This is a genomic window from Treponema sp. UBA6852, from assembly GCA_002449305.1.
Taxonomy (GTDB): Bacteria; Spirochaetota; Spirochaetia; order Treponematales; family Treponemataceae; genus Treponema_D.
Genome location: DKDI01000004.1, coordinates 58,225 through 80,664, shown reverse-complemented (window position 1 = coordinate 80,664; position 22,440 = coordinate 58,225). Strand labels below are relative to the sequence as shown.

Annotated in this window: 24 protein-coding genes and 1 pseudogene; 21 read left to right on the top strand and 4 right to left on the bottom strand. The window is 45.5% G+C overall.

Annotation, left to right across the window (positions count from 1 at the left end; all coding sequences use genetic code 11):
* The 12 genes and pseudogenes from B3209_RS00825 to B3209_RS00770 all read left to right on the top strand — a co-directional run.
* Positions 1-345: pseudogene (locus tag B3209_RS00825) on the top strand (hypothetical protein); the annotation flags it as partial.
* Positions 346-1,818, top strand: coding sequence for a phage tail sheath subtilisin-like domain-containing protein (locus tag B3209_RS00820; protein WP_296689407.1), 1,473 nt, complete (start codon positions 346-348; stop codon positions 1,816-1,818).
* 12 nt (positions 1,819-1,830) lie between these two features.
* Positions 1,831-2,184 carry a phage tail tube protein gene (locus tag B3209_RS00815; protein ID WP_296689405.1) on the top strand — a complete coding sequence of 118 codons (354 nt, stop codon included), beginning with the start codon at positions 1,831-1,833 and terminating at the stop codon, positions 2,182-2,184.
* 9 nt (positions 2,185-2,193) lie between these two features.
* The gene (locus B3209_RS00810) at positions 2,194-2,514 is read left to right on the top strand and encodes a phage tail assembly protein (RefSeq protein WP_296689403.1); all 321 of its coding nucleotides are present in this window, start codon (positions 2,194-2,196) and stop codon (positions 2,512-2,514) included.
* A gap of 148 nt (positions 2,515-2,662) precedes the next feature.
* Positions 2,663-4,747, top strand: coding sequence for a phage tail tape measure protein (locus B3209_RS00805; protein ID WP_296689400.1), 2,085 nt, complete (start codon positions 2,663-2,665; stop codon positions 4,745-4,747).
* Positions 4,744-6,141 carry a DNA circularization N-terminal domain-containing protein gene (locus B3209_RS00800; protein WP_296689397.1) on the top strand — a complete coding sequence of 466 codons (1,398 nt, stop codon included), beginning with the start codon at positions 4,744-4,746 and terminating at the stop codon, positions 6,139-6,141. The genes B3209_RS00805 and B3209_RS00800 overlap by 4 nt, the downstream gene beginning before the upstream one ends.
* The gene (locus tag B3209_RS00795) at positions 6,134-7,195 is read left to right on the top strand and encodes a hypothetical protein (RefSeq protein WP_296689396.1); all 1,062 of its coding nucleotides are present in this window, start codon (positions 6,134-6,136) and stop codon (positions 7,193-7,195) included. Before B3209_RS00800 ends, B3209_RS00795 begins: the two co-directional genes overlap by 8 nt.
* Positions 7,192-7,758 (top strand): hypothetical protein, encoded by a 567-nt coding sequence (locus B3209_RS00790; protein WP_296689395.1) that lies wholly within the window; start codon positions 7,192-7,194, stop codon positions 7,756-7,758. The genes B3209_RS00795 and B3209_RS00790 overlap by 4 nt, the downstream gene beginning before the upstream one ends.
* Positions 7,755-8,084, top strand: a complete 330-nt coding sequence (locus tag B3209_RS00785) for a phage GP46 family protein (protein ID WP_296689393.1) — start codon at positions 7,755-7,757, stop codon at positions 8,082-8,084. The genes B3209_RS00790 and B3209_RS00785 overlap by 4 nt, the downstream gene beginning before the upstream one ends.
* Positions 8,074-9,135, top strand: coding sequence for a baseplate J/gp47 family protein (locus B3209_RS00780; protein WP_296689391.1), 1,062 nt, complete (start codon positions 8,074-8,076; stop codon positions 9,133-9,135). Before B3209_RS00785 ends, B3209_RS00780 begins: the two co-directional genes overlap by 11 nt.
* A complete protein-coding gene (locus B3209_RS00775; RefSeq protein WP_296689389.1) occupies positions 9,126-9,677 on the top strand; it encodes a hypothetical protein in 552 nt (183 codons plus the stop codon). Before B3209_RS00780 ends, B3209_RS00775 begins: the two co-directional genes overlap by 10 nt.
* 3 nt (positions 9,678-9,680) lie before the next feature.
* Positions 9,681-11,069: a hypothetical protein gene (locus tag B3209_RS00770; protein WP_296689387.1), complete on the top strand. Its 1,389-nt coding sequence runs from the start codon at positions 9,681-9,683 to the stop codon at positions 11,067-11,069.
* On the opposite strand, the gene B3209_RS00765 is transcribed toward B3209_RS00770, so the two are convergent.
* A complete protein-coding gene (locus B3209_RS00765) occupies positions 11,066-11,371 on the bottom strand; it encodes a hypothetical protein (protein ID WP_296689386.1) in 306 nt (101 codons plus the stop codon). The two genes, B3209_RS00770 and B3209_RS00765, sit on opposite strands and share 4 nt — an antisense overlap.
* A gap of 88 nt (positions 11,372-11,459) precedes the next feature.
* On the opposite strand from B3209_RS00765, the gene B3209_RS00760 reads away from it, so the two are divergent.
* Positions 11,460-11,888 carry a recombinase family protein gene (locus B3209_RS00760; protein ID WP_296689383.1) on the top strand — a complete coding sequence of 143 codons (429 nt, stop codon included), beginning with the start codon at positions 11,460-11,462 and terminating at the stop codon, positions 11,886-11,888.
* Positions 11,889-12,169: 281 nt separating this feature from the next.
* On the opposite strand, the gene B3209_RS00755 is transcribed toward B3209_RS00760, so the two are convergent.
* Positions 12,170-12,517, bottom strand: a complete 348-nt coding sequence (locus B3209_RS00755) for a helix-turn-helix domain-containing protein (protein WP_296663521.1) — start codon at positions 12,515-12,517, stop codon at positions 12,170-12,172.
* A 133-nt stretch (positions 12,518-12,650) separates the two neighbouring features.
* Here B3209_RS00755 and B3209_RS00750 point away from each other — a divergent pair, with 133 nt between their 5' ends.
* From B3209_RS00750 to B3209_RS00740, 3 genes are all read left to right on the top strand, one after another.
* On the top strand, positions 12,651-13,796 hold the full coding sequence (locus tag B3209_RS00750) for an acyltransferase family protein (protein WP_296663518.1): 1,146 nt from the start codon (positions 12,651-12,653) through the stop codon (positions 13,794-13,796).
* Between the two features lie 283 nt (positions 13,797-14,079).
* Complete coding sequence (locus B3209_RS00745; protein WP_296663516.1) at positions 14,080-14,598, top strand: type III toxin-antitoxin system ToxN/AbiQ family toxin; 519 nt, start codon at positions 14,080-14,082, stop codon at positions 14,596-14,598.
* A gap of 52 nt (positions 14,599-14,650) precedes the next feature.
* Positions 14,651-16,759, top strand: coding sequence for a DUF262 domain-containing protein (locus B3209_RS00740; RefSeq protein WP_296663513.1), 2,109 nt, complete (start codon positions 14,651-14,653; stop codon positions 16,757-16,759).
* A gap of 112 nt (positions 16,760-16,871) precedes the next feature.
* On the opposite strand, the gene B3209_RS00735 is transcribed toward B3209_RS00740, so the two are convergent.
* Positions 16,872-17,231, bottom strand: a complete 360-nt coding sequence (locus tag B3209_RS00735) for a NifB/NifX family molybdenum-iron cluster-binding protein (RefSeq protein WP_296663511.1) — start codon at positions 17,229-17,231, stop codon at positions 16,872-16,874.
* A gap of 218 nt (positions 17,232-17,449) precedes the next feature.
* Between B3209_RS00735 and B3209_RS00730 the strand changes: the two genes are divergently transcribed.
* The 3 genes from B3209_RS00730 (at position 17,450) to B3209_RS00720 (ending at position 18,808) form a co-directional block, all read left to right on the top strand.
* Complete coding sequence (locus B3209_RS00730; RefSeq protein ID WP_296663508.1) at positions 17,450-17,845, top strand: pyridoxamine 5'-phosphate oxidase family protein; 396 nt, start codon at positions 17,450-17,452, stop codon at positions 17,843-17,845.
* 164 nt (positions 17,846-18,009) lie between these two features.
* Entirely contained in the window at positions 18,010-18,393 is a 384-nt protein-coding gene (locus B3209_RS00725) for a winged helix-turn-helix transcriptional regulator (protein WP_296689381.1), read from the top strand.
* A 10-nt stretch (positions 18,394-18,403) separates the two neighbouring features.
* The gene (locus B3209_RS00720) at positions 18,404-18,808 is read left to right on the top strand and encodes a GNAT family N-acetyltransferase (protein ID WP_296689379.1); all 405 of its coding nucleotides are present in this window, start codon (positions 18,404-18,406) and stop codon (positions 18,806-18,808) included.
* A gap of 93 nt (positions 18,809-18,901) precedes the next feature.
* Here B3209_RS00720 and B3209_RS00715 read toward each other — a convergent pair whose 3' ends face one another.
* Positions 18,902-19,447: a lipocalin family protein gene (locus B3209_RS00715; protein WP_296689377.1), complete on the bottom strand. Its 546-nt coding sequence runs from the start codon at positions 19,445-19,447 to the stop codon at positions 18,902-18,904.
* A gap of 261 nt (positions 19,448-19,708) precedes the next feature.
* Between B3209_RS00715 and B3209_RS00710 the strand changes: the two genes are divergently transcribed.
* The gene (locus B3209_RS00710; RefSeq protein ID WP_296689375.1) at positions 19,709-20,944 is read left to right on the top strand and encodes an ATP-binding protein; all 1,236 of its coding nucleotides are present in this window, start codon (positions 19,709-19,711) and stop codon (positions 20,942-20,944) included.
* Between the two features lie 90 nt (positions 20,945-21,034).
* Entirely contained in the window at positions 21,035-22,435 is a 1,401-nt protein-coding gene (locus B3209_RS00705) for a Wadjet anti-phage system protein JetA family protein (RefSeq protein ID WP_296689373.1), read from the top strand.
* Positions 22,436-22,440: the final 5 nt, after the last annotated feature.

Here is a 22,440-nt window from a genome sequence, read left to right as displayed (position 1 = left end):
TTCATAAGCTGGGTTCTTGCAAGGGCTGACAACAAGGACAGAATCTATGACTCTGCCCTTAAGCACATATCCCTTTTAATCCCTGTTATAAGAAGCATACCAGACAATTCAGTCTATAATGCCACTGATGTCTCGGACATCGAGGCTGAAAATTTATACACAGGAACGCTCGACAGCATAAACATTTCAATGTGGGCGGTTTCCTGGACATGGAATGTCAGGGCGGCGCAAATTCCGGAAGGAAGCATCGCCCTTGACGATGAGCTTGAAATATTTGAAGGCGCGGACGGAACTCTCGAAACCGGGGAACGGGCGGTCGGCTCAATCACTGACATGGAGGTGTAAATGGCAATCCCATTCACTGAAATTCCTGAAGCCCTGCTTGTTCCGGGTATGTATCAGGAAATCGACAACTCGCTTGCAGGAACTGCTAGCGATGTAAAGCGCGCACTGATGATAAGCACAATGGCGGCTTCTGGAACTGCGCAGGCTGGAAAAGCCGTGCAGGTTCGTAGCGCGGACAAGGCGAGAATCCTTTTCGGAAACGGAAGCCCTGCCGCAATCATGGCGGCGGAATTCCTGAACCACAACACAACCGAGGAGCTTTGGGTGCTTCCTGTCGCAGAGCCGGAAGCAGGCACAAAATGGAGCAGAAATTTTCAGATTGAGGCATCCGACGCATCCGCAGGAAACGTGAAAATCACTGTAAACGGAACAGAGCTTTACGCGGCGGTTTATGACGGAGCGGGCGCAGGAGATGTGGCGGCTGCAATTGTCGCCTCGGTCAACGGAAAAGACAACTGCCCTGTCGAGGCGGAGGTAGTTGAAGACAGCGAGAGCAACAGAATCTCGGTCAGGCTCGCTTCCGCCGTCAAGGGCATTACAGGAAACTACAACACTGTCTCGATTTCATCAGCCGCAAGCGGAGTTTCTATAACTGCGCAGGAAGCTGTTCCCGGAACTCTCTCTCCTGAAATCGAGACTCCGCTGAAAAATCTTGGAGCCACGCGCTACCACTATATCGCGAGCGAATTCTCAGACGCAAAGAATATAAAGGCGACGGCTTGCGAGCTGGACGACAGATACACGGCTCTCCGGCAGATTGACGGACGATGCTTCATAGCCCTTTCTGGAGAGCTTGGAGATGTTTCCACGGAAGGCACGATGCTGTGCTCAGCGCAGACAGTCAACTGTCCGCACATAATTCTTTTGCCGCGCGGAAACTCTCCGCAGCACCCGGCTTTCTGGGCTGCCGCTTGGTGCGCTGTTCTCTCACGCCGCCTTGCAGACGACCCAGCTGTCCCGACCACCGACATTGAAATCGATGACCTTGAGGCGGATGAGCTCAGCTTCAGCGACAGGCAGACGCTTCTTGAGAACGGAATCTGCACGTACCGCGTGGATTCTTCAGGAACGCTCCTTGTTGAGCGGGCGGTTACAAGCTATACGGAAAATTCTGACGGCGCGCGGGACACCAGCTATCTTGACATTCAGGTGGTTGAGACAGTTTCCGCAATCCGCACATACATCAACCAGCTTTCAAGGAAACGCTTCAGAGCATGGAAGCTCGCGCGCACGGAAGAAAATTTCGGAGCAGGCGCAAAGGTTATGACAACCGGCGTCTGGAGAAGCTTTCTTGCCGAGGTCTACCAGTCGCATTTCATTCAGGGAGTGCAATGGTGCCAGGACTTCGAGGCATACAAGAATTCAATAATTGTGGAGCTGAAGACAGGCTCCAAGACACGGCTTGAATACAGACACCGTCCAGTGCTTATCGGACAGTTCTATGTCGGAGCAGGCTTGAACCAGTTCCAGTAACAGGAGAAAAAAATGGCAGGACTAAGCAAGGTTATCCGGGTGGTTTCCTCAGAGTTCGGGGAGCTGCCCATAAAGGCTGACGGCGGAACTTTCAAGCCGTCTGGACACAAGAGAGAAACGCAGGACGCGGAGCAGCCTGAAAACACAGGCTATGTCGAGACTCCGACACACGCGGAGCTTAAGCTAAAGCTCAACGCGTCAATAGACCCTCAGACATTCGACACATCGGACGACACGCTTACGATTTTCACCGCGAACGGAAGCCAGCACGTAATGCCGAATGCCTGGACAACGGACATGGGCGAGCTTGGCAAGGGCGAGTACGACATAGAGTACCATTCGGCAAAAAGCCAAAAACTGGTCTAAGGAGATAGCATGGAATTCGTATTTGAGTACACATTGAAAAGACCTGTCACAGTCGGCGAGCGGACAATAACAGAGCTGAAATTCCACCGTCCTAAAGTACGTGATTTTCTCGGTACGGACGGACACGATGCCAGCAGCGTCGGAGCAGACCAGGCGTTATGCTCAGCCCTTTCAGGCGAGCCGGAGGCGATTGTCCAGGCAATTGACATCGATGACTGGGCTGTTATCCGCCTTGAGCTTCAAAAAGTCTGGTACAGGTTTTTCGGCATAAGAACTGAAAAAAAAACAGAGCCGGACTTGGAAACAGAAAGCGCAGAGGAGAATTCCTGACAATCAGGGAAGCCCAGGACATTGTCTCTGACATGGTTGTAGACCTTATGGCTGTCCTTCCCGGAATAAGCTACGAGACAGCCATGGGCTTTTCCTGGTCTGAACTAAGTTTCTGGCACGAAAAGACAAAACGACTGAGAGGACATAAATGAGCGAGATAAAAGCGGGCGTACTGCTCTCTCTGAAGGACAAGTTCTCTCAGGGAATAAAAAACGCCGGCTCTGGTGTAGAGACGTTCGCGTCAAAAGCGGCTTTCGCCGTCAAGGGCATAGACAAGGCTTTTTCAGGTCTTGGAACAGCGGCAGGCGCGCTTGGAGTGTCGCTTTCAGTCGGAGCCGCCACAAAGGAGATAATCAGCCTTGACAACAGGCTTACACGAATCGGGCTGACAGCCGACGCGTCCGCAGAGCAGATTGCAGCTCTGAAGCAGAAAGTTTTTGACGCGGCTTCGGACTCAAACATAAAAATAGACACGACAAGCATAAACGACGCGCTCGATGTCGTAATGACAAAGACAGGCGACCTGAAATATGTTGAGGACAATATCCGCAACATCGCGATAGCAATTCAGGCGACCGGCGAGCAAGGCTCTTCCATCGGCTCTGTATTCTCAGAATTTCAGAAGTTCGGGTATACAGCCGACCAAATATCAAAGCTGATGGACGACATGGTCAAGCAGGGAGACCAGGGAGCTTTCACATTCGGTGAATTCGCGAAGGCTGGCTCTGCTGTAATTTCCGCATACTCTCCAATCGGAACTGCTCCTGACGACATTAAAAGAGCCAACGCCGCGATGCAGATTATTATGATGGGCACAAAGAGCGCAGAGATTGCCGTCACAGCTCTCGGCTCCGCAATGGCTGAGCTAAGCAGCCCTGACAAGCAGGCGAAGCTCATGGCTATCGGAGTGCGCGTCCGCGACGAGTCCGGCAAGTTCCGCGACTTCAACGACATCATGGCAGACCTGCTCAAAATTTCAGAGAAGGTCGGAAACACTGATTTTCTTGGAAGCATTTTCGGGCAAAGCTCGATGCAGGCAATCCGCGCATACGGCAACTTCTACAAGGATATGTATCCGAAGCTCATGGAGTTGGGCGACACGACAGGAGCAATGGAGAGCAAGTCCGCTACAATGGCTAGCACTCTCGCCGCGAATCTGCAGCAGGTTCGGACAGCATTTGTAAGGTTCGCAGACTCAGGTCTTGCAAAGCCTTTGAAGCAGCTTGCCGACTTGCTTAACTATTTAGCGGAAAAGCCGGAACGCTACAGCCTGGTATTCAAGACAATAGCAGCCGGAATAGCCTTGATTGGCGTCTCAAAAGGAGCTGCGGCTGTCATGAATCTAGTCTCCGCTTTTAAAAGCTTTAAAGGCAGTGGCAATATAAAAATCGGCTCCGGCATGGGCGGCGCAGGAATGCCTGTCTATGTCACAAACTGGGGCGGAAAGCCGGGAGCATCTCCGTTTCCGAATCCGGGCGCGGCTGGAAAACAGAAGCCAGCAGGAAAGACACCGTTAGGACAGACGTCAGGGACTTATCTGAACAGCGGCTCGCAGGGAAAAGTATTTCAAAAAATGGGCGGAGCTACAAGCCTTGCCTTGAAGGGAGTGCCGAAAGCTCTGTATATGGGCGCAGGAGCCGCCGCCGGTATCGGAGAGGCTCTTGTTGCCGTTCCGCGCGCAAGAGAAGAAATTGAGTCTATCAATGCGGACGAGACATTAAGCAAAAAACAGAAAGCGTCGGCAAAAGGCGGCGCGGTCGGAGACGCGGCTGGCTCTATAGCCGGAGCTGCCATTGGAGGCGCAGGAGGAATAGCCGCCGGAGCAGCGGCAGGAGCTGCTGTCGGCTCGATTATACCGGGACTTGGAACTGCCGCAGGGCTTATCGTAGGAGGAATTGTCGGTCTAGTCGGCACTAAGCTCGGCGGAATGGCAGGACGGAAGCTCGGCGAGACAATCGGCGGTGCTATGGAAAAGGACGTTGAAACAGAAAATCAAATTCCAGAGAATGCAATTCCGGCGGAAACTCTTCCACCTGAAATCACAAGCCAGTATACGGCAGGCGGCTCACAGTGGCATGGAGCTAGCGCGGAAATTGCAGGACAGGCAGATGTCAATCTTAATCTTACACTTACAGACAAGCGGACAATGTTCACAGCGGAGACTTCGCGCAACACATCGCGGAATATCCGGGTGAACACAGGCTCTGCTGTCGAGGCGAGGAGCATGATATGAGCACATCAAAAGCGGCGGTCAGTTTTGACTCTTCCTTGCCTAGAACATACAGCGGCTCATGGCGCGAGGCTTACGGACAGAATTCGGACACACCGCGCCTCACTTCATACCAGTCCCCGGGCGGAGAGCCTGTCGCCTTTGCATACGACTCCATATCGCTCGGAGGCGGACAGAATATCGACACGGCTGAATATCCATACGGCTTCTGGTCAAACACAAGGCTCGGAGAAAAGCCGCACACAATACGGATAAAAGGACACCTCATCGGAGAAAAGTTCATAGAGCAGCGTTCAAGGCTGGTAACGGCGTTGCAGACTGAAACAGACGACGACAACCCCGGCTTTCTCGACCTTCCTCTCTGGGGACGGTTCAAGGTAGTCGTTGAGTCATGGGACATTGACGAGGACAAGACAAAAACTGGAATGTCTGAGTTCTCGTTTGAGTTCAAGCGCGCAGGCTACTCTGACTCAAGCCGATTTGACGCAGCGTCTAAAAATCTGGCTTCGCTGAATATAGACGGCGCAGTTGACAACCTGAAATCAGCGGCAGTGTCCGCGTTTGCCGCAGCTGTGGAGAAATCAATGGATATTGCCACGCTGTCCCGGTCTTTCGGAAAGCTTGCCTCAAAGCTCCAGTCGGTTGTCGGCAGAATTCAGGGAAGCGTGAACACTCTGAACGCGATGACCAACAAAGTCATGGGCATAACAAACCTTATAGCGCAGGCGGTCATGATTCCGCGTTCCCTTGCGCAGGCATTCGTAAACGCCACGTTCGGCATTGTTTCAGGAATCATGGAAATAAAGAACGCGGCAAACGAGGCTGCCTCGTATTTTATGGGAGATGATGACGATTCCGGCAGCGGAAATTCCAGCAGTCCTGCAACGTCAAGCACTCTTTCAAGAGAGAAGCAGGAATCCGTAATGGAATCGCTCATATCACGGAATGAGAAAAATGTGCTCATGCAGTTCCTTGCGGCTTCCAGCTACACGCTCGATGAGGAGGCAATAACAGAGCAGCAGTTCAGCACATCTGCGGCTGCCGAGAATCTTTACAAAGCCACCGCATTCGGCGTATGCGCCCAGCTTCTGACCAGAATGGACTCCGGCTCTGAAACCTATCAAAGCCAGAGCGGACTTTGGAAGCTGCTTGAAAAGCTGGAGGATTCGATTTCAAAAGAGGACTCCGGCTTGTTCGCCGCAATCGAGGAATGCCGCGTGTCATGCGCCGAGATGCTGCTTTCATTCAGCCACGACACCGAGATAAGGCGCACAATAAGAAACGAGATGCCGCTGCTTGAGCTTGCTGTGTATCTTGGCTGCGACGCGGAAAGAATCCGCTCCCTTAATTCCGTTGCGGACTCGTTCCTAATCAAAGGAGAGATTGTGTATGTCTGAAGTCTCAGTCGCTGTTTGGAACTCAAGGACAAGAAAATATGTTGACATCTCATACAGGCGCGTGATGGTCAGAAAGTCGCTGGACGAAATCTGCCACTATGCGGAAATTGAGATTCCCTCGTCAGAAAGAAGCCTTGTGCATAAGCACGGAATTTTTCAAGTCCGCTACCTGAGCAGATACATAACAGAAGGACGCGACAGCTACGGCGGAGAATACGGATTCCACCCTGTAACGACAGTCTACATTGACGAGGTGGACGAGGAGACAGAGAAAGCCTCCCACGGAATAATCGTCACAGGACGAAGCGCGGCACGCGATATAATTGACAGCAAGTGGAGCGACACAATTCTAGGCTCGCCCACGCTGCTCACTGTTCTAAGGCAGATTGCCGGGGAGTTCGGGTTCGAGGAAAAGGATGTAATCTGCCTTCCGACAAGCAATGGAGACATCACTAAGCCAGTGTTCTCCTTTTCATGGGAAAACGAGAGTCCCTGGGCAAAGCTGCTTACTGTGGCTGACGCGCAGGGCTTCATAATAACATCGAACCAGCTCGGAGGTCTCTATATCGAGCAGCCTGCAAGAAGCTCATGCAGCTGGGGCTTCGCAATCGAGGAAGGCGTCAATGTCCGCCATCCAAGAAGAAGCGAGAGCGGAGCCGAGCAGTTCCATGAGTACATTGTGAACTGCAGCTCGAAAGTCGGCAGGGCAATCGACAGCACCTGCCCGAACAAACGGAAGCTCACGATAAACCTTTCAGAATTCATAATCGACCAGGAGAAGCTCGACCGACGCGCAAAGACGGAGATGCTCCGCCGCCGCGAGGACAAAATAACCTGCACTCTCAGCGGCTGGGGACTGACCGAGGAGCAGATAAGAAAGCTCGGCGGAACATACCACAAGGAAATCTTCTGGGAAGTCAATCTTTTAATCCCTGTTAAAATACCGTCCTGCAATATGAATGCTAATATGCTCATATCGCAGGTGGAGTACTCTGCTGACAGCAAGTCGCTATCCTGCGATGTTACGCTAGTCAAGCCAGAGGCATACCGTTGAATTTTGGGGAAATCACATCAAGAATAAGGAATTTGTTCCAGCCTGCCCAGCTCATCAAAAGAAATGATGACGGAACTGTTCAGGTCAGGACAGCATACAACCGCACTATCGACAACCTTTCAGAGGCGTTTCCGTACGGATTCACAGCAAAGGCAAAAAAAGGAGACATAACAGTTCTCTGCGCAGGAGGAAGCCTTGACGCGGTACGCATTCTTCCTGCCGAAAGCGTGGAAGACGCGCCCGCTCTAAATGACGGAGACGTGGCAGTCTATTCTTCCGGCGGCTCTTTTATTGTCTGCCGCGACGACGGAACTGTTGAAGCCAACGGAACAGAAAACGGCGGTGTCATTGTCGCGCAGGAGCTTAAGAAGCAGCTTTCGGTCATGACAGCCCGGCTTGACGCAGTGTACATGGCACTGAAAAGCTCTCCCACCGCAAAAATGGACGGAGGTGAAACCTTCAAAGCCGGAATCGCCGCCGCTCTTTCAGCAGTCATCCAAAAAGAAGATTTTTCAAACATTGAGAGCGACAAGGTCTTGCACGGCAAAGGAGACGGAAAATGACTTCCGGAAAAATTGAGAACTGGCTTGACATCCGCGAGCTTGTCCTTATGAGCATAGGAACTGACAAGGGCAGATGGTGGGCTGACAAGAATTTCGGCTCTGAGCTGTGGAAGCTCAGGCTTGCAGGAAAAATCACGCCGGACACAGCAGAAAATATGCGGCAGATGATTCTTGACAGCGTGCAGTGGATTGTTGACGACGGGCTTGCATCAAAAATTGAATGCGCCGTAGAGCAGCAGGGACGCTACAGGATTGCATACTGTGTAACTGTTGTGCGTCCCGACGGCAGAGCAATGAGAATGAGGGAGGTGTGGAATGGCGTTTGAGCGCGAGACATTGCAGTCGCTTTTAGACAGGACATACTCTAACTACATGAGCCTCCTGAAGCCGCTCGACAAGACCCCAAGATACAACCTTATGAAAGTCCTTGCCTATACAGAGGGCGGAGATGTCCACCAGCTGCTTGGAGACCTGTCATTTCTTTCCGGGCAGATTTTTCCCGACACTGCAAGCGGTGAGTACCTGCGCGCGCACTGGTCGGACAGAGTTCCGCCTCTTTACGCAAGCGCGGCTACAGGAAAGGCTATTCAGAGCGGCGTTCCCGGCTCTTCAGTTCCGAAAGGGCTTGTCTACTCTTCAGAATCAGGAAAACGCTACTACACAAGCCGCTCATACACAATAGGAGAAACAGGCTCTGCCGAAGTCTGGGTTACAGCGGAGGAGTCCGGCACAGAGTCGAACCTTGACGCCGGAAGCAGGCTTTCTGTAGTTTCCGCCTTAACCGCAGGACTGGACTCATCCGCGAAAGTTTCAGAGAGCGGCATTGCAGGCGGAGTGGACAGCGAGACCGACGAGGAGTACTTGGCGCGTGTCCAGACCGCTCTGCGGAACACGACGCGCTACGGAAAGCCGGGCGACTTTTCCTCATGGGCGGCAGACTCATCAAGCGAAGTGACAAAGGCGTTTGAAATTCCAAATTTCGGAGTGTTCGGCTCGCTTCTTATCCAGTGCATACATGGAAACCAGATTGACGGCATCGAGCAGGTTCACGACCTCGCCAAGATACAGTCCTACATTGAGCAGTATGCGCCCTGCGTTATTTTTACGGTCGCTACTCCAGAACTTGTTGAGATAAAGCCGACAATTCATCTTTTTGAGGGAGAGGACACTGTGTCGAATAGAAACCTTGTGCTTCAAAGGCTGAAAGTATATCTGAACGCAAAGGCTGAACCCGGCTGCACAATAACACAGGCGACTTTGCAGTCAGCGATAACAGACGGAGTGACAATCTCAAAAGCCATGCTTTCTCTTCCTGGAGGAGAAGTCTCAACGACTGTTCTTCAGTACCCAGTTTTAGGAGAGGTGTCATGGTCATAAAAGACAGCGAATGGACAGACTACATAGAGCCGCTGAAGAAGCTATTTCCGAAGGGAGAATACTGGGACAATCTCCTTAAAGATGAGAGCAGCGATGTGTCCCTTGTGTGCAAAGCCCGCGCCAAGACGATTGCTGAATTCCGCAGGCGCATAAACCAGCTTCAGCGCGAGTCATTTCCAGATTCCGCCGATGAAACCATAGGCGACTGGGAGCGTGTCTATTTCGGCTATGAGAACGAAGGTCTGTCTCTTGAGCAGAGACGCTCTCTTCTGCATATACAGCGTCTTGGCGGAATGAATATCAGCATCGCAAGAGCCATTGCAGACACCTACGGCGGAACAATCCTCCGATGGGAGATTCCCTACACTCCAGCCGCCTTCGGTCATGCGCAGTTCGGCGCGTCATATATGTCAGGCATTGCGGGTCTGTGGGTCGTGTTTATGCACGCCTCTGTTCCTGAAGGCTCAAAAGAAGGTTTTGAGGCTGCAATCCGGCGGGCTATGCTTGCAAACCAGACAATATTTTTTATATACGGAGACTAGGCTATGGCAGGAATGTATCCTGAGAACAAAGAAATAACAGTTTTTGGAAAGACAGTTAGGTTTCCAGGAGTGAACGCAGAAGGAAAATTCACAAACGGAGACTTCTCAAATCCAGATGTGCCGCCAAGCTATCTTGACGCGGACACTTTCAATCTTATCATCGACAACCTGAACAGCCTGATTTCTCATCTTGGAAGCGAGGCTGACAATAAAAATGCCGACCAGCTTTCAAGGCTCTTTACTGTCAGCGCGGATGCGGACAAGGCTGTAAAGCGTGACGGCAGCGGACGAGCTAAAGTCGCCGCTCCTTCAGAGGAGGACGACATCGCCCGGAAGAAAGAGATTGACGACATAGTCAACGGCATTGTGGAGTTCAAGAAGCTCAATGTTCTGGGCGACATCATACAGAAAGGTTCGAATAAGGTTACCCATGCAGAAGATGTGTACACCAAAAATGACAAAATCCATCTCAGGGAAGGAGCTGTCGCGGCTCTTGCGGAGGGCGAGCTTGCAGGGCTTGTCGCTACGCTGTATGACGGAAAGACGAACGGAGTTCTCGGCTTCGACAGAAACGGAACTGCCCGGGTCGGAGACGCTGACGATACCCAGCCTCTCGCCACACGCGCCGAGGAGTCCGATATGCAGCACGGAGCTTTCGCCGTATGGAACGCCGTTACAAAGAGATTTGAGACTCAGGGCGGAACTCTTGTTTCTGTAACTGACTCATACGATACAGGCAGCATTGGTTATGACAAGACGGTGGTCATAAACGCGTCAGCTCCATGCATACTCACGCTCGGCGCAGGCTCTTATACTGGAGTTCAGGTCAAGATTATAAACTCGACACAGCATGACCATGCGATTAGGGGAACAACAGCCAGAGGCGCGGACTCGACATTGAAAGCCGGGCAGATTCAAAGCGTCATCTGGAACGGAAAGGCGTGGGAAGGATTGTCGTGTCCAAGAATAGACGATGTCTATGTCCAGTTTCCGCAGCAGACAGCTCCGCAGGATTTGTATATATGCACAAAGTGGCAGGAAATCTCCTATGACGGTGCGTTCTTCCGGGCGTCAGGCGGAAACGCGGCAGCCTTTATAGAAAAATCGGGCGTTTTGAGTAAGCAGGAACAGAGCATACAAGAGCACTTGCATTTATTTTCAGGCAATACATCTGAGAATGGCTCTCACTCGCATTGTTTTCAGGTTAACAACACCAATAACACGCCCGGTGGATATACCACAGCCTATGACAGCGGTCAGAAAATGTTTGACCAGTACACAAGTTCAAGCGGCAGTCATACACATACATTCAGCGGTACTACAGACAAAACAGGAAGCACGGAAAATAGACCAGAAAACTATACTATTAGAATCTGGAAGCGAACAGCCTAAGCCGTTCTCTTCCAAATTCTTATGGTGTAGTTATCGGGACGTGTTTCTTTGTCGCCTGTATCACCAATGCTTACAGAACCAGACGGAGTTATGGAAAGTCTAAATCCAGATGGTCTTGACGACCATCCGCCTGAATCCAAGTTTATTCCTGAAGAGCCTATGCTAGAGAATACACCCGAACAAGAGCCTATAGGAGAACCGCCATTCACATTGTTATTAAGATATACTTCACCATTTTGTGTATTGCCAGAAAAACTTGCTGAATGCCCATGCGATTTTATGCTCTGCTCCTGCTTACTCAAAACGCCCGATTTTTTTGATGATTTTTATTTTGAATAAAAATATTTACTAAATATCAGATAAACGCTATAAATCAAAGAGGTGAAGAAAATGGTTTATGGCTATATCCGCGTGAGCACAGGCAAGCAGACGCTTGAGAATCAGAGGCTGGAGATAAGACGCTACTGCAAATTCCACAGGCTGCGGAACATCGTGTTTGTTCAGGAGACTGTGAGCGGAACGAAAAGACCTGAAAAACGGAAGCTCGGAAATCTGATAGAAAAAGCGCAGGACGGTGACAGCCTGCTCTCTCTGCTGGAGGAAATAAAGGGAAAATTTCTTCTAAGCTCTTACCGCAACAAAAGCCTGAACGAGAGCATAGCCTCGCACGGATGGCATACTGCGGAAATCAGGATGCACTGCCCGATGACAAGTCGCGCCGCCCAGGTGCACAGCAAGGTGGAGGTTCTGACAGCGAATTTTCCGTTCAACCTTAATCTTGACGGAACCCACAAGAAGCTCGTTACCGGCGCAGAGTAGCATAAAAAAAGAGGAGCCGCTCGCTCCTCTTTTGCATAATATGAAATCTTGTTGCTTCCTATGTGATAATTTCTTTGCGGAATATGACTTCCAATTTTATGTTTTATGACTGCGCGTTACACCAAAACACGTATATATCATGCTTTTGGAGGGGTAAAATATGTATTCTTTTTACTATTGGAGCTATTCCAAGAAAAGTCATGCATATTTGGTACGTTATCATTGCAATTGCCTTGGTAATTTTAGTGTAAAATATTGCACGTATGAACCGCAACATCTTTCTATCTCCCAAATCCCTCCGCAACTTCCGTTAAAAGCCGCACTTTTTCCTGCGGCAAATTCTCGCATTTTTCTATCAGGTCGTGGTATTTCCTTAAAAAATGAATCTGGTTTTCGTTTTCCGCGCTGTGGGAACTTTTGTCGGACGGCTGGCTTCCTGTAACAAGATATTCCACCGAAACGCCGAGCACTTTTGCGATTTTTACTGCTGTCTCCGCTGACGGACTTGAGCCTTGCTTCTGCCCCTTGCCGATGTTCGACGCGGTAATTCCCACTTTTTCGGCGAGCGCCTTGTTTGTCATTCCAAGATACTCAAGCTCCACCGCCACATTGTCCCAAAAAGAATTCATGTTTTTATCATTATGGAATTTTTGCTATTTTGCATTTAATAGTGGAATTTAGTTTATTTAAATGATATAAATGGAAAATAGTTTATTTTATGATTGGCAATAAACAATTTTCATTTTACGAGAGGAAAATTCCATGTTTAAAAACGAAAAGACTGAAAAGGCAAAGCCGATTCCTGCACAAACTTCAATGCGCATAACCGCGCTGCGTTTTCTTCTGATTGTGCTGGTTGTTTTTATCCACAACAATTTTAAGGCGGAAGAAATCTTGAAAGGCGCGCTTGAGTACGGATACACGCCGTTTGACTACAAAAACGGACTTTTCGGACGCTGGGTGCAGATTTTTATTTCGGATGGAATCGCAAGGTGCGCAGTTCCGCTTTTTTTTATGTTCGCCTCATATTTGCAGTTCATGAAAGGCGACTCTTACAGCGTTCTGCTCAAGAAAAAGGCGAAGTCTCTTGTTGTTCCGTATTTTCTGTGGCCGCTTCTGAACATCGGCATTTACGTCGGCTTCAAGCTTTTGATTCAGGCGGTTTTTCCTGCGATGATTGAGCGGAAGAACTGGTTTCCGATGAGCGGGTGGGGCGTAAAAGGCTGGCTTCATGCGTTTTTCGGATATGAGAACATGGCGGAAGGACGGACGTTCAGCGGATATGTCGGTCAGTTCTGGTTTGTGCGTGACCTTTTCATTCTGATTTTGATTTCCCCGGTTCTTCGTCTTGCCGTGCGGAAATTTCCTGTGTGCGCTCTTTTGGCGGTGTCGTTCTTTTATTTTTCGGACACTCGGCCGTTCTTTGTGGCAGCTCAGGCGCTTTTCTTCTATATAATAGGACTTTTTTGGGCGGAATCCGGATTCGACCTTTTTGCATTTGCGGACAGAATAAAATGGAAGGCACTGATTCCGCTTTACCTTGCGTTGTGGCTTGCAACCTGGAAATTCTACGGCGAATATTCGTGCGCGTACTGGTTCATGGTCGCAGTTTTCTGCCTTGTCCTCTTGAAATTTTCCGCAGCTATCGTTTCAAACGAAAAGGTGTTCGCGGTGGCAAAATATCTTGCGGGATTCTCGTTCTGGCTCTTTGCAATCCATATGCCATTCTTGCTTAACTGCATTCAAGCCTTTTGGCGCAAAATTCTTCCGATGACAAACACATTTTTTTGCATGGCGGAATATTTCGGAGTCTCGGTTCTGGTCGTCGCGCTTGGAACAGGCTTTGGAATCCTGCTGAAAAAAATCTGTCCTCCGCTGTTCGCAGTCTTAAACGGCGGAAGAGGGTAAAGAAGCTGCTTTATTCCTGCACAGTCCAGGCAAACTGCTCAGGTTGTCTCATCTTGCTTACGGGAATATCCTAAAAATGAAGTGTGGCAGAAAATTTAACCCTTGACGCCTGTATATCCCAGTGTTATATTATAGATGTTGGGAGCATTCCTGCCCTAAGTGGAAAACTTAAACTGAGTACGTTCCGGCTCTAAGCGGAAAACTTAAACTGGGTACGCTCCGACCCTAACTGGAGAACTTAACGGGCGACTTTAAAAGTCGCCTTTTTTTATTAGATACTATTATGACAGAAGACAATATTTTTTACATAGTAAGCGATGAATATGTTGACTATCTTTTGAAGGTAGAAAGCCATGTAATGCAGAATAAACCTCAAGAACGAACTTATCACAGAAAGTATGTGGGAATCCTTACGGAAATAAATGGATTTAAATATTTTGTTCCGATGTCATCGCCAAAGGACAAAGATTATGCGAATGGGAAAATCAAAAAGAATAATCTTACAACAATATATATTCGAAGCAAGGAAAAATTGTACGGTACACTACGTTTTAACAGTATGATACCAGTACCAGAATCTGAGCTTTCACTTTACAGAATCAATGATGAAGGAGATTTTAGTTATAAATTACTTATGCTTGCCGAATATAGTTTTTGTAAAGAGAACCGAGATAAAATCGAGAAAACCGCAAAGAATCTTTATGAAAAGAAATGTAGTGCTTCTGAAGAAGAGTTTCCTGTAGGAAGAATTGTAATTGATTTTAAGAAAGTAGAAGAAGCTTGCGGAAATTATAAGAAATAATCATATAACAAAGCTACAAAGCTCAAAATATAGAGTTTTATGGGAGAATACAATGAAAGGCGATGCAAAACGATTATTTCGATTTCTTGATGGTTCTGATAAAAGATTTATAATTCCTGTCTATCAGAGAAATTATGACTGGAATGAAAAGCAGTGCCGGCAGCTTTTTGATGACTTGATTCAGATTTCAGTTGAAAAAAGAAAATCGCATTTTTTTGGAAGCATTGTTTCAAACCATGCTTCGGATACGTCAAGAGAAGATTATTTAATAATCGATGGGCAACAGAGAATCACTACAATTTCACTTCTTTTTATAGCGATAGTCAATTTATTGAAATCAAAAATCGTAAAGTCTGAAAATGAAAGATTGCAACAAAAGATTGAAGAAACTTTTCTGGTCGATAAATACCGCAAGGAGGAAAGAAAGCTCCGCCTGAAGCCAATAAAAGACGACATGGAAGCTTTTGACAAGCTTCTGTATAACGACAGTTCAGATTTTGTCGCAGGTTCTAACATTACTGCAAACTACCAGTTTTTTTATGATGAAATCCAGAAAATGCCGATTACTGTCGATGAGCTTTATGATTCAATCGGAAAACTTGAAATCATTGATATTTTTGTTGAGGACGATGAAAATCCGCAACTGATTTTTGAGAGCCTGAATTCCACCGGGCTTGATTTGTCCGAAGCTGATAAAATCCGGAACTTTATTCTTATGCGTCTGGACAGTAAAAAGCAGGAAGATTTTTATGAACGCTATTGGAATAAAATTGAAAAATTCACCTGCCTGAAAGGAACAAAAGACTACAAGGTCAGCGAATTTATCCGTCATTATTTGACTTTGATTACAAAACGGATTCCGAACATAAACGATGTTTATTTTGTCTTTAAAAATTACGTTCTTGAAGAAATCAGGCAAAAGCGCACGGAGGATTGCGAGAATATTCTTCAGGATATGCTGAAATATGCACAAATCTACAGCAAGATAATAAACAGCAGTTTTTCATCGGAAAAAGTGTCAAAATTTGTAAAACGGCTGAATCATATTGATATGACGGTTATTTATCCGTTCTTTCTGGCTTTTTTTGAGATGTATGAAAATCAGAAAATTTCGGAAGAAGAGACTGTCAAAGTTCTCAGCTGCATAGAGTCTTTTATTTTCAGGAGAATGATTTGTTCGGGATATGCGACAAATGCCTTGAACAAAATTTTCTGCACGCTTCATTATGATGTTAAGAAAAATCTTGATGAGAAAAATTCTTATTCAGATGTTCTGATTTACATTCTTGAAAACAAGACAGGAAGCGCGGCTTTTCCTAAAGACTCAGAATTTGTTCAGGCATTGAGGGAACAGAACATTTACAGAATGCAAAAGAAAAACAAAGAATATCTTTTTGACCGCTTTGAAAACGAAGATTCCGTTGAATATGTGAATGTGGTTGAGTTGATGAACAAGGGCGACTTGAGCATAGAACATATAATGCCGCAGACTTTGACTCAGCAGTGGAAATCTTCTCTTGGAGAAAACTGGCAGGAAATACACGATGTAAAACTTCATACATTGGGAAACCTTACTTTGACCGGTTACAATTCAAGTTACAGCAACAAATCCTTTGCAGAAAAAAGAGACTGCGAAAAAGGCTTCAAGGAAAGCGGTTTGCGTCTGAACAAGTCTTTATGCAGCCTTGAGAAATGGGGTTTGGAAGAAATAGAAAGAAGATGCGCTTTGCTTGTTGAAAAAGCACTGAAAATGTGGAACTTCCCGAAAACGAATTTTATTCCGAAAGAGAATGACTTGGATGAGATTTCGCTGGAAGATAGCGATGACCTTACAGGAAGAATTCTTGCTTCCTACACTTACGGAAATTCTCAGGAGCATAGATGCGGTGTCTGGGCTGAAATGCTCGTAAATGTTCTTGTTCAAATTTATTCGGAAAATCCGTTTGGAATAAAAAGTCTTGCGAAAAATGAATCATTTGGAAACATAGTTTTTAAAAATTCAGAAATGAACAGCGACTGGGCAAAAATTGCAAATTGCCTGTATGTTTACAAGGCAAATTCAACCGCCGCAAAACTTTCAATCTTGAATCGTGTTTTTGAAGAGTCTGGAAAAGACAAGTCTGAGCTGATTTTTAAGTTGCAGCCTGTAAAGAAGTCATGATTTTTTAATTAAAAATTATAAACGCTGTTCGCAGTTTTAAACGGCGGAAGAGGGTAAAACGCAACGCATGCGGATCGTGCGGAGACTTTTCTCTCGCGCCATTATTCATCATTTATTCATGATGATGGCCGCCGTGGTGATTGCATTTTGCGTCCGGATTTCCTTTTAAGGTTCCGCTCAAAAATGATTTTACGGCGTCATCGGGATTCCCGGTGATTCCGGCAATCTGCTTTAAGCCGGCATTGTTCAGCGCGTCAATCGCGCCTTGTCCGCGGTTTCCAAGAATCAAAATTTCAACGCCGAGATTTTTTAGGTAAGCCGCCAGGTCGTGATGACCAAAGCCGCCGTTGTCAATCACCTTTGAGCCTGTAACTTTTCCGTCTTCAATATTGTAAATCTTGAAATTTTTTGTTTTTCCAAAATGCTGAAAAACCGAATCTGTCAAAATGTCGTAAGTCGTCGCAATTTTCATTTTTTGTCTCCAGTCTGTTTTTTTTAGTCTTCAATCTAAATATAGTCAAATTTCAGAATAAAACAATCTATAAATGATTATATAAGCCGCTAATAAATTTAATAGTAACTTATAAATTTGCTAATATATTTAATTCTGCAAGTAAATCGGATATAGTAAGCACATCGTACGATAAAATCTAACATTGAATTATTGACGTAATGTCAGGAGGATTTTTTATGCTTAACGAATCTGTAATCAAATTGCTTAAAAACGGAATGTGGGATTTGGCCACTTGCAGCAACGGCGAGCCGAATGTTGTTCCAGTTGCATTCAAGGATGTTACCGAAGACGGCAAGCTTGTTGTCGGCGATGTTTTTCTTGATACAACTCTGAAAAACTTAAAGGCAGACAATGGCAAGATTGCAATTTCTGTTTATGACGCGAAAAGTCTTGAGGGCTACCAGATTAAGGGAACTGCTGAATATTTTACCGAAGGAAATCTTGTTGAGACATTTAAGGAGATGGTTGAAAAAATGTTCAACGGCGCGGCTACGGCAAAAGGCGCTCTTGTGATTACGCCAGAAAAAGTTATTGTTACAACTCCAGGAGCAGAAAACAAAAAGGAACTGTAACTGTAATAGGCAACTAAAAAAACAGCGGCAACTATATTTTTTTTGCGCCTTTAAGTTATAATTAGCATGAAAATAAAATGGTCAGTCGGAAAATCCCGCCTGCCCGTTGATTTTTTAGCCAAAAGATTCAGTCTAGCTGCAAAAAAACTTAAAGGTGATTTTTTATGGCAAAATACGAAAAAAAACTTGAGGAAGACATCCGCTGTCCTCTTGAATACGGGCTTACAGTTTTCGGCGGAAAATGGAAGTCCAGGATTATTTGCGTGCTTTCTGCAAAAAAAACGCTCCGCTACAGCGAAATCCGGAAAGAAATGCACAACATTACGGATGCGGTCTTGGCGGCAACTCTAAAGGATTTGATAAATGACGGGATTGTAAACCGGAAATCCTACGATGAAATTCCGCCAAGGGTTGAATATTCATTGTCTAAAAAAGGCGAGTCGGTTGTTCCGATTCTGCAGAACATCTGTAAATGGTCAAATATCTTCTATAAAGAAGATGAGGAAAACAAAATGTCGCACTGCCAAAAATGCGATTACCATAATTGAAAAGGAAACTATGCTTAGGTTTACAGAAGAAAAATGCTTTACGCAGGCTCAAATTCAGGAGCTTTTTTTATCGGTCAATTGGATTTCAGGAAAATATCCGGAGCGGCTTTTTAAGGCCCTGATGAATTCATCGACGGTTCTGACAGTCTGGGACGAGAGTCGGCTTGTCGCTCTGGCCCGGGTTCTTGATGATTCTGAAATGCTGGCGCAGATTCATTACGTGCTTGTCCATCCGGATTATCAGGGCAAAGGAATCGGCGGAAAAATGCTTGAGCGCATCAAAGAAAAATACAAAAGATTTCTTTACATCGAAGTAATGCCTGAAGACAAAAAAAATGCGTCCTTTTACATAAAGCACGGATTTGCTCTTATGGAAAACGGAGCGGCAGCACAGATTTGCAATTATGGAAACTAGGTTCAAGGAGAGGACAAAAGAAAATCCTGCTGGGAAAAATCCGTCCTCCGCTGTTCGCGTTTTGAACGGCGGAAGAGGGTAAAGAAGTTTGCCTTATTCCTGCACAGTCCAGGCAAAACCGTTCAAGTCGTAGCCTGCGTTCTGGGTTGTCTGAATGTAGCTTTCTTTTACGTCGGAAGGAATTGTCTTTGTTCGGCTCAAAATCCACAGAAGCTTTTTGTTCGCTCCTGCGACAAGCGCGTAGTTGTATTCGGAATCTAGCGCGATAATTTTGTAGTCGCTGTAAAACGGCCCGAAGAACGACACTTTAAGGCTTCCCGCGTTTTTATTCCCGGCGAATTTCGCCTTTCCCACGGACTGCTTTTCTTTTTGTGCGGCGTAATCGTAACCTGAATTTACAACCTTGACAGTGCCGTTTTTGTTCAGCGAGTATTCGGCCGTAACATTCTTCAGATTCTTTTCCCATTTAAAGTCAAAACGCCCGATTTCATACCATTTCCCAAGATACCGCTCGAGTTCAAAATTCTTTACAGGCTCAAGGCTTGCATTGCTTTTTTTGGAGACTGACTGGGCTGAAAGGCTTGCAATGCAGCATAAGGCTGCGGCCAAAGAAAAAATCTTCCTGATTCTGCTTTTCATACATACCTCCATAAAATTTCAAAGAGAAAAATCGCATGCAACCTACAAAGAAAATAATCACAAAGATTGATGAAGGCAAGAAAAGTTTTCACTGCTGCTGAAAACTTTTGCGAAATTTGAAATAGTTTTCAGTAGGGAAAGGGATTATCGGAAAAAATCTGCATAGAAACTCACCGAAGAACTTGTACTTTTTGAAGTTTTTCAGTCTAAAACTGAAAAACTTATTGTTTTTCTAAACTTTTTCAGTTAAAATCTGAAAATATGAAAGATGATTTGGAGCTTTTTCGGTCGGTATTTATAGAAAATCTCAAGAAGTTCAAGGATGAAAGCATTATAAAGATTCTTTGCGGTGTGCGCCGCTGCGGAAAGTCTACAATCCTGAGCACTTATAAAAAAGAGCTTTTGTCTATGGGCGTAAATCCGCGAAATGTAATTGAGAGGCTTTATTTTTCCATGGAATTTGATGAAAGTTATGACGCTTCTCAGATGAATGCGGACTTGCTTGCTGCAATTGAAAATGCTGATAAAAGTCAGAAAGTTTATCTTCTTTTGGATGAGGTTCAGGAAGTTGAAAACTGGGAAAAGTGCGTCAATTCTCTTTTTGAAAATCGGAACGTGGACATTTACGTTACCGGCTCAAATTCAAAACTGCTGTCCTCTGAGATTTCAACATTTCTTACCGGCCGCTTTGTTCTGATTCCAGTTTACACGCTTTCTTTTCTTGAATTCATGGAATTCAAGAAGACGTATTTTCCTGAATCAGCGGAAAGGACAAAGGATGAATATTTTGACATGTATTTAAAATCCGGCGGTTTTCCTTTTATTGCAAAAACGAATCACAGTCAGGAAGAAAACTATCAGATTATTGACGGAATTTATTCGACGGTTGTAACGCGCGATATTTCAAGACGGCACAATATCTCGAACTTGGAGATGTTCAACCGGGTTGTCAGATTTGTTCTTGAAAATCTGGGAAAGAATTTCAGCGCAAAGACAATTTTCGACTTTTTCAAAAGCCAGCACCGCTCAGTTTCAATTGAGACAATCTACAATTATATTGCCTGGCTTGAGGAAGCGTTCATAATCTACCGCTGCAACCGCTACGATATTCAAGGCAAGGAAATTTTAAAAACCCAGGAAAAATATTATCTTTCCGACATCGGATTCAAATACAGCCAGTTCGGTTATTCTCCAAAATCCGTGGCTTCGGTTCTTGAAAATATAGTTTACTTGGAGCTTCGCCGCCGAGGATTTTCAGTTTACATCGGAAAACTTTATGACAAGGAAATTGATTTTGTGGCGGTCAGGCATGGGCAGAAAATCTACGTTCAGGTGTGCAGAACTCTGCCGGAGGATTCGGACAGGGAAATCGGAAACCTCAAAGCAATAAAGGACAGCTTCCCGAAATACGTCGTTACAATGGATTCCTCCGTCTGCGGAATTGAGGACGGAATAAAAATTGTGCACATCAAGGATTTTTTGAGCGGGGAGTGGTGAGGACGGAAAGACTTGAATTGAAAATTATCCTGCTGATTTTATAAGAAAAACTCCATAAATCATGCTATAATAATCTTGTAATCAGAAATTATGAAAAATCTTTTCTCCATAATTCCGGCAGATTTTTTTAAGCCTCTCGTCAGTAAATATAAAGACCAGTATGCTGACTGTCTTTTGGCGGTTTATAATTCGTACAAATCTGAAATTTCTTATGGAGTTGACCGGGAGTCTGTTGTTTCCACTTTAGCAGAATATTTTAACGGCAGAACAGATGAAATAAGTTTTGATGATGATAACAGTTTTGAAAAGGATTCTAGAAGCAAAGCTCAAAAAACAATCAACTATTTAAAAGATTGCGGCTGGCTTGATTTTGAGGATGAAAAGAATTATCAGCAGAATGTAGTTCTTACAGAACAGGCAGTTCCTTTTATTCGAACGATGAATGATGTCATCAAAAATGAGGAGACTGAATATCAGGGACTTATTTCTCAGATTCATGCGGTTTTACAAAACGAAGAATTGTATTCAAAGCCGTACCAGTTTATTCTAAAAAATGTTGTGAGCAATACAGAGCAGCTTGTTTCAAGTCTGAAAAAACTTAATATTTCAATTAAGAAGCATATCGACCGACAGACAAAAAACAAGAATCTGTCTTCTGTTCTTGATATGTTTGCGGCTTATAATGATGAGATTGTTTCAAAATCGCTTTATCGCTTAAAGACTAGCGAGAATGTCGGAAAATTCAGGCAGTCAATAAAAGTCAATTTGGATAAAATGCTTTCTGAGCCTAAAGTTTTAAAAGATTTGGTTTCCGGCTATATGGAGATTGAGCAGGAATCTGATTCGGACTTAGCCCAAGATAAAATCATAGAAATGATTGTTGATGTAAAAACCGCATTTGAAAATCTTGATAAAATCATTGAGGATATTGACCGTAAAAACAATCACTATATGAAAAATGCGGCTTCAAGGGCGAAATTTGAGCTGGCATCCGGAACAAATCAGGAAGGAAAAATCAATGCGATTTTAAGATATTTGGCAGAAGTTTCCGAAGAGGATGAAACTGTTCCTGATAGCTTGTTCAATGTTTTTGTTCAGAAATATATCTGCGAAGAATCAGTAAAGAAAATCCCGGAAAAGAAATCTTATGCAGAAGTTGCAAGCATTGACACTGCGAAAACTTTGACAGAAGAAGAAAAGTTAATAAAAAAGAAACTGATACTTGATAAGCAAATGGCGCGTATTTACAGAAAGAAAATAGAAAAACTTGTATTGGAGCGTCTTGGAGAAAAGCAGCTGATATTGGCTTCTGATATTCCTGTTAATAACCGTAAGGATTTTGAAAATCTGATTTATATAAGGCTTTTTGCAATTGAATCTTCTATATATATGGTTCAGAGAACAGGGCAAAGAGTGAAAACTGAAAAGTGCGAATTTACGGATTTTGAGATAAGGAGGAAAGCGCCAGCGATGGTAACCCCGGAGTTGTAAGCGTC